This window comes from Clavibacter sp. AC415 (assembly GCF_979252985.1).
This window is the reverse complement of the sequence record NZ_CEEDAR010000016.1, coordinates 220,860-233,209: the sequence shown is the minus strand read 5'-3', so window position 1 is coordinate 233,209 and position 12,350 is coordinate 220,860. Positions and strand designations below refer to the sequence as shown.

Annotated in this window: 9 protein-coding genes and 3 pseudogenes; 11 read left to right on the top strand and 1 reads right to left on the bottom strand. The window is 72.7% G+C overall.

Going from position 1 to position 12,350, the window contains the following annotated elements; translation table 11 throughout:
- Positions 1-57 precede the first annotated feature (57 nt).
- The 10 genes and pseudogenes from ACZ411_RS08630 to der all read left to right on the top strand — a co-directional run bounded on the left by ACZ411_RS08630 (position 58) and on the right by der (position 10,029).
- The gene (locus ACZ411_RS08630; protein WP_464169922.1) at positions 58-1,698 is read left to right on the top strand and encodes a CTP synthase; all 1,641 of its coding nucleotides are present in this window, start codon (positions 58-60) and stop codon (positions 1,696-1,698) included.
- On the top strand, positions 1,695-2,396 hold the full coding sequence (locus tag ACZ411_RS08625) for an NUDIX domain-containing protein (RefSeq protein WP_464169920.1): 702 nt from the start codon (positions 1,695-1,697) through the stop codon (positions 2,394-2,396). Before ACZ411_RS08630 ends, ACZ411_RS08625 begins: the two co-directional genes overlap by 4 nt.
- Positions 2,393-3,352 carry a site-specific tyrosine recombinase XerD gene (gene xerD, locus ACZ411_RS08620; protein ID WP_464169918.1) on the top strand — a complete coding sequence of 320 codons (960 nt, stop codon included), beginning with the start codon at positions 2,393-2,395 and terminating at the stop codon, positions 3,350-3,352. The genes ACZ411_RS08625 and xerD overlap by 4 nt, the downstream gene beginning before the upstream one ends.
- 105 nt (positions 3,353-3,457) lie before the next feature.
- Positions 3,458-4,306: a ParA family protein gene (locus ACZ411_RS08615; protein WP_464170104.1), complete on the top strand. Its 849-nt coding sequence runs from the start codon at positions 3,458-3,460 to the stop codon at positions 4,304-4,306.
- A gap of 53 nt (positions 4,307-4,359) precedes the next feature.
- Positions 4,360-5,148: a segregation and condensation protein A gene (locus tag ACZ411_RS08610; protein WP_464170102.1), complete on the top strand. Its 789-nt coding sequence runs from the start codon at positions 4,360-4,362 to the stop codon at positions 5,146-5,148.
- Positions 5,138-5,761: an SMC-Scp complex subunit ScpB gene (scpB, locus tag ACZ411_RS08605; RefSeq protein WP_464169916.1), complete on the top strand. Its 624-nt coding sequence runs from the start codon at positions 5,138-5,140 to the stop codon at positions 5,759-5,761. Before ACZ411_RS08610 ends, scpB begins: the two co-directional genes overlap by 11 nt.
- The gene (locus ACZ411_RS08600; RefSeq protein WP_104291352.1) at positions 5,745-6,620 is read left to right on the top strand and encodes a pseudouridine synthase; all 876 of its coding nucleotides are present in this window, start codon (positions 5,745-5,747) and stop codon (positions 6,618-6,620) included. The genes scpB and ACZ411_RS08600 overlap by 17 nt, the downstream gene beginning before the upstream one ends.
- A pseudogene (locus ACZ411_RS08595) lies at positions 6,617-7,736 on the top strand (prephenate dehydrogenase). Before ACZ411_RS08600 ends, ACZ411_RS08595 begins: the two are co-directional and overlap by 4 nt.
- Positions 7,733-8,477: pseudogene (cmk, locus tag ACZ411_RS08590) on the top strand ((d)CMP kinase). Before ACZ411_RS08595 ends, cmk begins: the two co-directional pseudogenes overlap by 4 nt.
- A 42-nt stretch (positions 8,478-8,519) precedes the next feature.
- Positions 8,520-10,029 (top strand): annotated as a pseudogene (der, locus tag ACZ411_RS08585) (ribosome biogenesis GTPase Der).
- Here the strand turns inward: der and ACZ411_RS08580 are convergent.
- On the bottom strand, positions 10,026-11,447 hold the full coding sequence (locus tag ACZ411_RS08580) for an acyl-CoA dehydrogenase family protein (protein WP_464169913.1): 1,422 nt from the start codon (positions 11,445-11,447) through the stop codon (positions 10,026-10,028). The pseudogene der and the gene ACZ411_RS08580 sit on opposite strands and share 4 nt — an antisense overlap.
- A 295-nt stretch (positions 11,448-11,742) precedes the next feature.
- Between ACZ411_RS08580 and ACZ411_RS08575 the strand changes: the two genes are divergently transcribed.
- Positions 11,743-12,279, top strand: a complete 537-nt coding sequence (locus tag ACZ411_RS08575; RefSeq protein WP_464169911.1) for a hypothetical protein — start codon at positions 11,743-11,745, stop codon at positions 12,277-12,279.
- The last annotated feature ends 71 nt before the right edge of the window (positions 12,280-12,350 follow it).

The window sequence follows — 12,350 nt, the reverse complement described above, 5'->3', positions numbered from 1 at the left end:
GCACGACCAGCACGGCAGGCGGGAAGAGCCGCCCGGCACATCTTCGTGACCGGCGGCGTGGTCTCCTCCCTCGGCAAGGGCCTCACGGCGGCCAGCCTCGGCAACCTCCTCACCTCGCGCGGCGTGCGCGTGGTCATGCAGAAGCTCGATCCCTACCTCAACGTGGATCCCGGCACCGTGAACCCGTTCCAGCACGGCGAGGTCTTCGTGACCGACGACGGTGCGGAGACCGACCTCGACATCGGGCACTACGAGCGCTTCCTCGACATCGAGCTCGACCAGGCGGCCGACGTGACCACCGGCCAGATCTACTCGGAGGTCATCGCCAAGGAGCGCCGCGGCGAGTACCTGGGCGACACCGTGCAGGTCATCCCGCACATCACGGACGAGATCAAGCGGCGCATGCGCCTGCAGGCGTCGGACGACCCGCAGCCGGACGTGATCATCACCGAGGTCGGCGGCACGGTCGGCGACATCGAGAGCCAGCCCTTCATCGAGGCGGCGCGTCAGGTGCGGCACGAAGCTGGGCCGGAACAACGTCTTCTTCGTGCACGTCTCCCTCGTGCCGTACATGGGCGCCTCCGGCGAGCAGAAGACCAAGCCCACGCAGCACTCCGTGGCGGCGCTGCGCTCCATCGGCATCCAGCCGGACGCGCTGGTGCTCCGCAGCGACCAGGCCCGTCTCCGACTCCAACAAGAAGAAGATCGCGCCTGATGTGCGACGTCGACGAGCGCGCGGTCGTGAACGCGGTGGACGTGGCGAGCATCTACGACATCCCCGAGATGCTGCACGGGCAGGGCCTGGACAGCTACATCATCGACCACCTCGGCCTCCCGGCGACGGACGCCGTGGACTGGTCCGGCTGGAGCGACCTGCTCGACGCCGTGCACGACCCGAAGCACGAGGTCACGGTGGGCCTCGTCGGCAAGTACATCGACCTGCCCGACGCGTACCTGTCGGTCACCGAGGCGCTGCGGGCCGGCGGGTTCGCCCACTCGACGCGCGTGAAGCTCCGCTGGGTCGCGTCGGACGAGTGCGAGACCCCCGAGGGCGCCGCCAAGAGGCTCGGCGACCTGGACGCGCTGTGCGTGCCCGGCGGCTTCGGCATCCGCGGCATCGAGGGCAAGCTCGGCGCGCTCAAGTTCGCGCGCGACAACGCGATCCCGGTGCTCGGCCTGTGCCTCGGCCTGCAGTGCATGGTCATCGAGTACGCGCGCAACGAGGCGGGCCTCACGGGCGCGTCCTCCAGCGAGTTCGACCCGGACAGCGAGTACCCGGTCATCGCGACGATGGCGGAGCAGGTCGACATCATCGCGGGCGGCGACCTGGGCGGCACCATGCGCCTCGGCATGTACGAGGCCGCCCTCCTCGAGGGCTCCCTCGCGGCGGAGCTCTACGGCGCGCCCGTCTCGCACGAGCGCCACCGCCACCGCTACGAGGTCAACAACCAGTACCGCGAGCGCATCCAGGACGCCGGTCTCGTGTTCTCCGGGACTTCGCCGGACGGCACGCTCGTCGAGTACGTGGAGCTGCCGCGCGACGTGCACCCGTTTTACATCGGCACGCAGGCGCACCCGGAGCTCCGGTCGCGCCCGAACCGCGCGCACCCGCTCTTCGCGGGACTGATCCGCGCGGCTCTCGACCGCCAGGAGGCGAGCACCCTGTTCGCCGAGGACGACGCCGAGGCCGTCGCGTGACGGACGCCGCCACGGGCTCGCCCGCGCCCGGATCGCCCGCCGAGGGTTCGCCCGCCGACGGCCTCCACGACGACCCGGTCTCCTACGAGATCACGTCGAGCGAGCGGGTGTTCGAGGGGAGGATCTGGGACGTCCGCCGCGAGACGTTCGCGTACGGCGACGGCGAGATCACCCGGGAGTTCGTCGACCACACGGGCGCCGTCGCGGTGCTCGCGATCGACGACGAGGACCGCGTGCTCCTCATCAAGCAGTACCGGCACCCGGTCCGGATGCGCGAGTGGGAGATCCCGGCGGGGCTCCTCGACGTGACCGACGAGCCGCCGCTCACGGCCGTGCAGCGCGAGCTCGCGGAGGAGGCCGACCTCGAGGCTGCGGAGTGGAGCGTGCTCGCCGAGTACCTCACGACGCCCGGCGGCAGCGACGAGGCCATCCGCGTGTACCTCGCCCGCGGGCTCACCCCCACGGCGGAGGCGTTCGCGCGCACCGACGAGGAGGCCGACATCGAGAAGCGGTGGGTCGACCTCGACGAGGTCGTGTCCGCGGTGCTCGAGCGGCGGATCCAGAACCCGTCGACCGTGATCGCGGTGCTGCAGGCGCACGTCGCCCGCTCGCGCGGCTGGGCGGACCTCGGCCCGGCCGACGCGCCGTGGCCCCGCCACCCGAAGCTCCGCCAGGACGGCACTGCGCCCGCCTCGTGACCGTCGACGACGCGGCTCCGGAGGTGCCCGCGGCGCTCCGCCGCGCCGTCGACCGGTGGCTCCGGCACGTCGAGGTCGAGCGCGGGCTGTCCCGGAACACCGTGCAGGCGTACCGGCGCGACCTGGCGCGGTACACGGCGCACCTCGTGGAGGAGGGCGTCCAGGATCCGGCCGACGCCACCCCCGCGCACGTCGCCGGCTTCGCGCAGCGCGTCCGCTCGCCGGAGCACGGCGGCCTCACGGCGTCGTCGCTCGCGCGCATGCTGTCGAGCGTCCGCGGCTTCCACCGCTTCTTGCTGGAGGAGGGGATCGTCGAGGTCGACGTGTCCGCCGACGCGCGGCCGCCGAAGCTGCCGAGCCGCCTGCCGAAGGCGGTCTCCATCGAGACGATGACGCGGATCCTCGACGCGACCGACGGTGACGACCCGCTCCGCGTGCGCGACAAGGCGCTGCTCGAGCTCCTCTACGCCACGGGCGCGCGCGTGAGCGAGATCACCGCCCTCACCGTCGACGACGTGCTCGGGCCCGACGGCGCCGCCGACGAGCTGGTGCGCGTGCTCGGGAAGGGCGGGAAGCAGCGGATCGTGCCGGTGGGCTCCTTCGCCCGCCGTGCCGTCGACGCGTACCTCGTGCGGGTCCGTCCGGTCCTCGCCGCGCGCGGCTCGGCGACGCCGGCCCTGTTCCTCGGGCTCCGCGGCCACGCCCTCAGCCGGCAGAACGCGTGGCTCGTCATCAAGGCCGCCGCCGAGCGCGCCGGCGTGACGGAGGAGATCTCGCCGCACACGTTCCGGCACTCGTTCGCGACGCACCTCATCGCGGGCGGCGCCGACGTGCGCGTGGTCCAGGAGCTGCTCGGCCACTCCTCGGTGGCGACCACGCAGATCTACACGCGGGTGACCGTCGACACCCTGCGCGACGTCTACACGACCGCGCACCCGCGTGCCCGCCGGGCGTGAACGACCCTCCCCGGTAGACTTCCAGGATCCGGCGGGACCGCGCCGGAGGAGCGGCAGAGAGAGATCCACGTGACGCGCAAGCCAGATGTGACCGAGCTCCCGGGAATGGACGTCCCCGTGCTCGGACCCACCGGTCGGGAGCTGCGCGAGTTCGCCGAGCCCGAGCCGCTCGAGGGCCACGGGCCCGCCAAGATCATCTCCCTCTGCAACCAGAAGGGCGGCGTGGGCAAGACGACCACCGCCATCAACCTGGGCGCCTCGCTCGCGAGCTACGGGCGTCGCGTGCTCGCCGTCGACTTCGACCCGCAGGGCGCGCTGTCCGCGGGCCTCGGCGTGCAGACGCACGATGCCGTCACGATCTACGACCTCCTGCTCGGCACCGTGAAGGACCCGCGCGAGGCCATCAGGAGCACGGGCTTCGAGGGCCTCGACGTCATCCCCGCGAACATCGACCTCTCGGCCGCCGAGGTGCACCTCGTCAACGAGGTGGCGCGCGAGCAGATCCTCGCGAGCGTGCTGCGGAAGGTGAGCGGCGACTACGACGTCATCCTCATCGACTGCCAGCCGTCGCTCGGCCTCCTCACGGTGAACGCCCTCACGGCGAGCCACGGCGTGCTCATCCCGCTGGAGTGCGAGTACTTCGCGCTCCGCGGCGTCGCGCTCCTCGTGGAGACGATCGAGAAGGTCAAGGACCGGCTGAACCCGGGGCTCGCGCTCGACGGGATCCTGGCGACCATGTACGACTCGCGCACGCTGCACTCCCGCGAGGTGCTGCAGCGGGTGGTCGAGGCGTTCGACGACAGCGTGCTCGAGACCGTCATCGGGCGGACGGTCAAGTTCCCGGACGCGTCGGCGGCGGGCAAGCCCATCATCCAGTTCGCGCCCGAGCACCCGGCCGCGCTCGCGTACCGCAAGGTGGCGCGGGAGCTCATCGCGCGTGGCGCCGTCGCGTAGGGGCCCGTCCCCGGCCGCGCCCGGCCTCGCGGTGGAGGACGCTCCCCGCACGGATCCCCGAGCGGGCGTTCCGCGTCAGCATCGGCAACTTCGAGGGGCCGTTCGACCTCCTGCTGTCGCTCATCGGCAGCCACGAGATGGACATCACCGAGGTGAGCCTCAGCCTCGTGACGAACGAGTTCATCGCGCACATCCGCGGCCTCGACGGGCCGGAGGACCTCGACGAGGCCAGCTCGTTCCTCGTCGTCGCGGCGACCCTGCTCGACCTGAAGCTCGTCGGGCTCCTGCCGCAGGGCGAGTTGGTGGACGCCGAGGACGTGGCGCTGCTCGAGGCGAGGGACCTGCTGTTCGCCCGGCTGCTGCAGTACCGGGCGTTCAAGCAGGCGGCGTCGTGGTTCCAGGAGCGGCTCGCGGCCGAGTCCGGGCGCGCGTTCCGCGACGTGCCGCTCGAGGAGCGGTTCCGCGCGCAGGTGCCGGAGCTCGTCTGGACGACGTCGCCCGACGACCTCGCGGCCATCGCGCTCCTCGCCTTCGCCCCGCGCGAGATCCCGACCGTGGGCCTCGACCACCTGCACGCGCCGCTCGTGAGCATCCGGGAGCAGGCGGCGGTCGTCGTCGCCCGGCTCCGCGGGGGCGCGCCGGTCACGTTCCGGGAGCTCGTCGCGGACGCCGGGGTGACGGGCGTCGTCATCGCGCGGTTCCTCGCGGTGCTCGAGCTGTACCGCGTCGCGGCGATCGAGTTCGACCAGCCGGAGGCGCTCGGCGAGCTCACGCTCACCTGGACCGCCGAGAGCTGGACCGACGACGCCCTCGCGAGCCTGGGGGCCGGCTATGACGGCTGAGCCGGCGGACGCCGCCGCCGTGGACGCGGACGCCGCCGTGGACGCCGTCGCCGATGCGCCGCTCGAGCTCGACCGCGCGATCGAGGCGCTGCTGATGGTGGCCGACGAGCCGCAGACGGCGACGACCCTCGCGACGGCGACCTCCACGCCCGTGAAGGAGGTGCGCCGCGCGATCCAGCGGCTCGTCGACGACTTCGACGGGCGCACCGGGGGAGTGCGGCGCGGCTTCGAGCTGCGCGAGGTCGGCGGCGGCTGGCGCGTCTACGTGCGGCCCGAGTACGACACCGTGGTGCGCGACCACGTGCTCACCCAGAACCCCACGCGGCTGTCGCAGGCCGCGCTCGAGACGCTCGCGGTGATCGCCTACAAGCAGCCCATCAGCCGCAGCCAGGTGGCCGCCATCCGCGCCGTCAACGTCGACTCCGTGGTGCGCACCCTGCTCGCCCGGGGCCTCGTGACCGAGGCCTTCACGGACGGCGAGACCGGGGCGATCCATTACGGTACGACAGACCACCTGCTCACGCAGCTCGGCATCAACTCGCTCGACGAGCTCCCCCCGATCTCCCCGTTGCTCCCCGACGGGGCGGAAGGCTTCCATGACCCCCTCCACTGAGCCCGACGACCGCACGCCCGCGCACGCGTGGGACCCGGACGAGCCCGTCACGGGCGTCCGCCTGCAGAAGGTGATGGCCGCCGCGGGCGTCGCCAGCCGCCGCGTCTGCGAGGACATGATCGCCGCCGGCCGCGTCACCGTGAACGGCGAGACGGTCACCGAGCCCGGCCGCCGCATCGATCCCGAGGTGGACGAGGTCGCGGTCGACGACCGGGCCGTGCAGCTGGACACCTCGAAGCGCTACCTGATGCTCAACAAGCCGGTCGGCATCTACTCCTCGCTCCGCGACGAGCGCGGTCGCCCCGACCTCCGCGAGTTCACGGAGGAGTTCGAGGAGCGCCTGTTCAACGTCGGGCGCCTCGACGCGGAGACGAGCGGGCTGCTGATCCTCACCAACGACGGCGACCTCGCGCACGTCCTCGCGCACCCGTCCTTCGGCGTGCTGAAGACGTACATCGCGAAGGTCACCGGCCGGGTCACGCCGCAGACGATCCAGCGCCTCACGCAGGGCGTGGACCTCGAGGACGGGCCCATCCAGGCCGACCGCGCGCGCATCCTGTCGGGCGGCGGCGACCAGACGCTCGTGGAGATCACGCTGCACTCGGGACGCAACCGCATCGTGCGCCGCATGCTCGACGAGGTCGGCCACCCGGTGGAGGAGCTCGTGCGCCGCCAGTTCGGCCCGCTGCACCTCGGCTCGCTCGGCGTCGGCCGGGTGCGCGACCTCACCTCCGACGAGCTCGGCCAGCTCCTCACCATCTCGCGCGAGGCCCGCGCCCAGGCCGGTCCCGCGAACCCGCAGGGGCCCGGCGCCGCCGCCGAGGCGCAGGGGGACGTCGACCGCGAGGACGGCGAGTGACCGAGGCCGCGGACGTCGTCGCCGCGGCGGACACCCGCGTGCAGGGGACCGTCCGCATCGTCGGCACCGGCCTCCTCGGCACCAGCATCGGGCTGGGCCTCTCGGCCCGCGGGGTGGACGTGGTGCTCGCCGACGCGTCGCCCACGACGCTGCGGCTCGCGGCCGACATGGGCGCGGGCCGCATCGCCGACATCGCCGTCGTGCCCGACCGGCCGTCGCTCATCGTGGTCTGCGTCCCGCCCGACGTGACCGCGCGCGTGGTCGCGGCGGAGCTCGACGCGCATCCGGACGCCCTCGTCACCGACGTCGCCAGCGTGAAGGTCGCGCCGCTCGAGGAGCTGCGCGCCATGGGCGCCGACCTGTCGCGGTACCTCGGCTCCCACCCGCTCGCGGGGCGCGAGCGCGGTGGCCCGGTGCTCGGCCACGGGCGACCTGTTCCTCGGGCGCCCCTGGGTCATCGCCGGGCACGGGGGCATCACGTACACGGCGGGCGCGCCCGTCGAGCAGCTGATCCTCGACCTCGGCGCCGTGCCCCTCGAGATGACCGCGGAGGAGCACGACTCCTCGGTGGCGCTCGTCTCCCACGTGCCGCAGGTGGTCGCGAGCCTCCTGGCGTCGCGGCTCGGCGACGGATCCGCCACCGCGCTCGGGCTCTCGGGCCAGGGGCTCCGCGACACCACGCGCATCGCGTCGAGCGACGCGTCGCTGTGGGTGCAGATCCTCGGCGCCAACGCGGGCCGCGTCGTGCCCATCCTGAAGGCGCTCCGCACCGACCTCGACGAGGTCATCGCTGCGCTCGACGACGTGGACGCGCAGGGGGCGCGGCTCCGGGTGGCCGAGCGGATCCACGCGGGCAACGCCGGCGTCGCCCGCATCCCGGGCAAGCACGGGCAGGACCGCCGCTTCGCCGCGCTCACCGTCATGATCGACGACCGCCCCGGCCAGCTGGCCGCGCTGATCTCCGACGTCGGCGCCGCCGACGTCAGCATCGAGGACCTGCGCCTCGAGCACTCGCAGGGCGCGCAGGTGGGTCTCGTCGAGATCGCCGTGCTGCCCGAGGCCCGCGACCGCCTGGTCGCGCGGCTGGAAGAACGGAACTGGAGGATCGCCGGATGACCGGAGACGCATCGACCGCACCCGACCCGCTCGAGGCCGACCCGCTGGCGGAGACGCTGCTCGTGGACGCCACGCTCAACCGCACGGTCGTCGCCGTCGACGGGCCCGCGGGCAGCGGCAAGTCGAGCGTGAGCCGCGCCGCCGCGCGCGCCCTCGGCTTCGACTACCAGGACACGGGCGCCGCCTACCGCGCGCTCAGCTGGTTCGCGCTGGAGAGCGGCGTCGACACCGGAGGACCCCGCCACCGTCACGAGCCTCATCGAGGGCTTCGACTACGACATCGGCATCGACCCGTCCGAGACGCGCGTGAGCGTCCGCGGGACGGACGTCACCGAGGCGATCCGCGAGCCCCGCGTGTCCGCCGTGGTGAGCCGCGTGGCCCGCGTGCCGGAGGTGCGCCACTACATGGTGGAGCTGTTCCGCTCGCTCATGGCCTCCAGCGACAAGCCCGGCATCGTGGTGGAGGGCCGCGACATCACCACGGTCGTCGCGCCCGACGCCCAGGTGCGCATTCTCCTCACGGCCTCCCCGGAAGCTAGGATGAGGAGGCGTTCCGCGGAGACGACGAATCAGTCGGCCGCCGCGGTCGGCGAATCACTCGCCTCCCGGGATCGGGCCGACTCGCAGGTCGTCGATTTCATGAACGCCGCAGATGGTGTGACCACCATCGACTCCACGGACATCGACTTCGACCAGACCGTCCAGGCGGTGGTCGATCTCGTTCACGCACGAACAGATTGAGGCGCGGCCCGGTGACGGGCCGACACGCCAGAGGACACACGCATGGCTGATCACGACGACGACTTCCCCGAGCTCGACAGCGGGCTCTCCGAGCGGCTGTCGAGCATCGACGAGGAGCTGGCCGCGCAGCGCGCGCAGGCGCTCCGGGCCGGGCTCGCCGACTACGAGCTCGACGACGAGGACCTCGAGGTCCTCGAGACCGCGACGGATGACCCCGACCAGGTCACGTACCTGCCGGCGCTGCCCGTGCTCGCGGTCGTCGGCCGCCCGAACGTGGGCAAGTCGGCGCTCATCAACCGCATCCTCGGCCGCCGCGAGGCCGTCGTCGAGGACACCCCCGGCGTCACGCGCGACCGGGTCTCCTACAAGGCCGAGTACGCCGGACGCTGGTTCACGCTGGTCGACACCGGCGGCTGGGAGACCCGACGCGAAGGGCATCAACGCGTCCGTGGCCATGCAGGCCGAGATCGCGATGGACCTCGCCGACGCCGTGCTCTTCGTCGTCGACGCGAACGTGGGCGCCACGAGCACGGACGAGCACGTCGTCCGCCTGCTCCGCAAGACCAAGAAGACGGTCATCCTCGCGGCCAACAAGGTCGACGACGCGCGCCAGGAGCCGAACGCGGCCTCCCTGTGGTCGCTCGGCCTCGGCGAGCCGCACCCCGTCTCCGCGTTGCACGGGCGCGGCGTCGCGGACCTCCTCGACCTCGTGCTGAAGACCCTGCCGCTCGTCTCCAAGGTCGCCAAGGAGGAGGTGGGCGGTCCCCGCCGCGTCGCCATCCTCGGCCGCCCGAACGTCGGCAAGTCGAGCCTGCTCAACAAGGCCGCGGGCGAGGAGCGCGTGGTCGTCAACGAGCTCGCCGGCACCACGCGCGACCCGGTCGACGAGCAGGTCGAGATCGCCGGCAAGGTGTGGCGCTTCGTCGACACCGCCGGCATCCGCCGCCGCATGCACCTCGCCCAGGGCGCGGACTTCTACGCCTCGCTCCGCACGAGCGCGGCGCTGGAGAAGGCGGAGGTCGCGGTCGTCATGATCGACGTCTCCGAGGTCATCAGCGAGCAGGACATCCGCATCATCGAGCTGGTGCTCGAGTCGGGCCGCGCGCTCGTGCTGGCGTTCAACAAGTGGGACCTCCTCGACGACGAGCGCCGCCGCTACCTCGAGCGCGAGATCGAGACCGACCTCGCGCACGTGTCGTGGGCGCCGCGCGTCAACATCTCGGCACGCACCGGCCGCCACATGGAGAAGCTCGTGCCGGCGCTCGAGACGGCGCTGGAGTCGTGGGACACCCGCATCGCGACGGGCAAGTTCAACGCGTTCCTCGCCGAGCTCACCGCGGCGCACCCGCACCCCGTGCGCGGCGGAAAGCAGCCGCGCATCCTGTTCGGCACGCAGGCTTCCAGCCGCCCGCCGACATTCGTGCTCTTCACGACCGGGTACCTCGACCCGCAGTACCGCCGGTACATCCAGCGCCGCCTGCGCGAGATCTACGGCTTCGAGGGCAGCCCGATCATCGTCAACATGCGCGTGCGGGAGAAGCGGAAGCGCTAGCTCGCGCTCCCGGGTTCCGGCCCGCAGCACGACGGACGGCGTCGATCCCCGGTGGGGTCGGCGCCGTCCGTCGTCGTGGGGTCGGTGCGGATCACGTGTACCAGGTCGGCTCCGGGATCTCGCCGAGGAGCACGTGCCGGCCGACCTCGCGCCGCTTGTACGCGATGGGGTCGTGGAGGCTGTGGGTGCGGAGGTTCCGCCAGAACACGTCGAGCCCGACGCTCGACGCCGACGCACGCGCACCCGTCAGCTCGAAGACGCGCGTGCCGACCTCGAGCCCGTCCTCGACGATGCGCGCCTTGGCCGCGGCGATCCGCACGGCGATCTCGCCGCGCTTGCGCTCCGTGAGCCTCTCGCGCGGCGCGTGCAGGACGGCGCTGATCTCGGCGCCCACCGCATCCAGCAACGCCTCGGACGCCCACAGCTTCGACTGCAGCTGCCCAGTAGCCCTCGAGGACGTACCACTCGTCGGTCGCGCGCTCCTTGTCGTCGCCGCCGAAGGGCCAGGCGCGGGTGGTGCTCCGCGTGTAGGCGGCGGCCGTCTCGAGCGCGCCCTCCGCGATCCCCTGGTAGAAGTTCGCGAACACCAGCTGGATCGTGGGCACGTTGAGCGTGCCGTAGGTGAGCGGCTGGAACACCCGGTCGACGAAGCCGGCCGCGTCGGACCACGGCACCCGCACGTCGCGGATCTCGACCGAGCCCGACTCCGTGAGGCGCTGCCCGAGGCTGTCCCAGTCGTGTCCGAAGACGATGCCCGGCTGGTCCGTCGGCACGATCGCGAACACGTGGGTGTCGGTGCCCTCGATGACGCCCTCGAGCACGGTGAGGTCGGAGACGACGCCGCCTGTGGAGAACGACTTCCGGCCGGAGTAGACGAGCTCGTCGCCGTCCTCGCGGATGACGAGGTCGGAGTCGCGCGGATTCACGGCGCCGCCGAAGAGCAGGTTCCCGGTGGTCGCCAGCTTCTCGACGGCCTCGATCTGCGCGTCGGTGGCGACGAGCCGCGCGGCCCACGCCCAGAGGTAGTGGTAGCCGAGGAGCTGGCCGATGGATCCGTCGCCGCGGGCGACCGCGCGGATCACCCGGTAGGCCGTGTCCCACGTCTGCCCGCCGCCGCCGTGCTCCGCGGGGCCGAGCAGGGTGACGAGGCCGGCGTGCTTGAGGAGCGCGACCTCCTGGTGCGGGCTCGCGCCGGCGCGGTCGCGCTCGACCTGGTCGACGGCGAGGATGTCGGCGACCTCGCGGGCGCGGGCGATCCAGCCTGCCGGGGTGGTGGGCCGCGGGGTGCCCTTCCAGCGGTCGACGGGGGCGTCGCCGAGGGGTGCGGGGCGGGGCCGCTCCGTCCGCGCGTCGGCGGTGCCGGGGACGGGCGTGGGGGAGCCGGATGCGGGTCGTGGCTCGCGGTCGATCAGGGTCATGTCCTGTCCTCTCGTGAAGGGGCGCGACCGGTGCCGCGCCTCGCGGTGGGGCCACGGTAGGGGCGGGCGGTGCGGGGTCGCGAGGGGTGTGACGGCGGGTGTCCCCGCGTGACGACGCGGGGCGTCATGGGGTGTCGTGCGGGGATCCGCGGACGGGCGTGACCGGGCAGGGGAGGGGCGCCGACGTGTCCCGATCCCGCGCTCCTGCGCGTTCGCAGTCGGCGCGCGGCGTCGGGTCGTACCCTGATCCGGGCGCATCCGACGCCTGCGCACGAGACCGTGGAGGATCGCACCGGTGGACCAGCTGCTCAGCCGTCTCGACCGCATCGCCGCGGGCCGCCAGGCGGGCCACGTCATCGCCGAGGACATGCGCGACCACCCGTTCACGGCACGGGCGTTCCGCTGGATCCGGTGGATCCTCGTCGCCGAGACCTTCGTGGGCGCGGCGGCCGTGGCGATCGCGCTGACCCTCGCAACGGACGGTGTGGATGTCGCGCCGGCCGTCTGGTTCCGCTCCTTCGTGGTGCTCGCGATGACCGTGACGCTCTACTACTTCGCCTGGCGCGCCTCGGCCGGCTACTGGTGGGCGTACTCGCGCCTGCGGCTCTTCAGCCAGGTCTTCCCGATCGTGACGCTCGTGATCGCCGCGATCCCGGGCCTGTACCCGCTGTGGATGGTCGTCGAGCAGATCGTGTTCTCGCTGCTCCTGATCGGCGTCGCCGACATCCTCCGGAGCGACCACATGCGCGATGCGTTCCCGAGGCCGCCGCGCACACCGCGCGGTGCGGGTCGCGGTCCGGCGGCACGGTCGTCGGGTGGCGCCCCGACCTGATCCGCGTTCCTGCCCGGGCGCCTAGCGTGCGGGAGCATCCCCGCCGATGCGGTAGGCTCTACGAGTTGCCC

Excerpts from the sequence above, each read along its gene's own strand:
- ACZ411_RS08615 (WP_464170104.1), top strand. The coding sequence starts at position 3,458 with ATGGACGTCCCCGTGCTCGGACCCACCGGTCGGGAGCTGCGCGAGTTC.
- scpB (WP_464169916.1), top strand. The coding sequence starts at position 5,138 with ATGACGGCTGAGCCGGCGGACGCCGCCGCCGTGGACGCGGACGCCGCC.
- ACZ411_RS08600 (WP_104291352.1), top strand. The coding sequence starts at position 5,745 with ATGACCCCCTCCACTGAGCCCGACGACCGCACGCCCGCGCACGCGTGG.
- ACZ411_RS08580 (WP_464169913.1), bottom strand. The coding sequence starts at position 11,447 with ATGACCCTGATCGACCGCGAGCCACGACCCGCATCCGGCTCCCCCACG.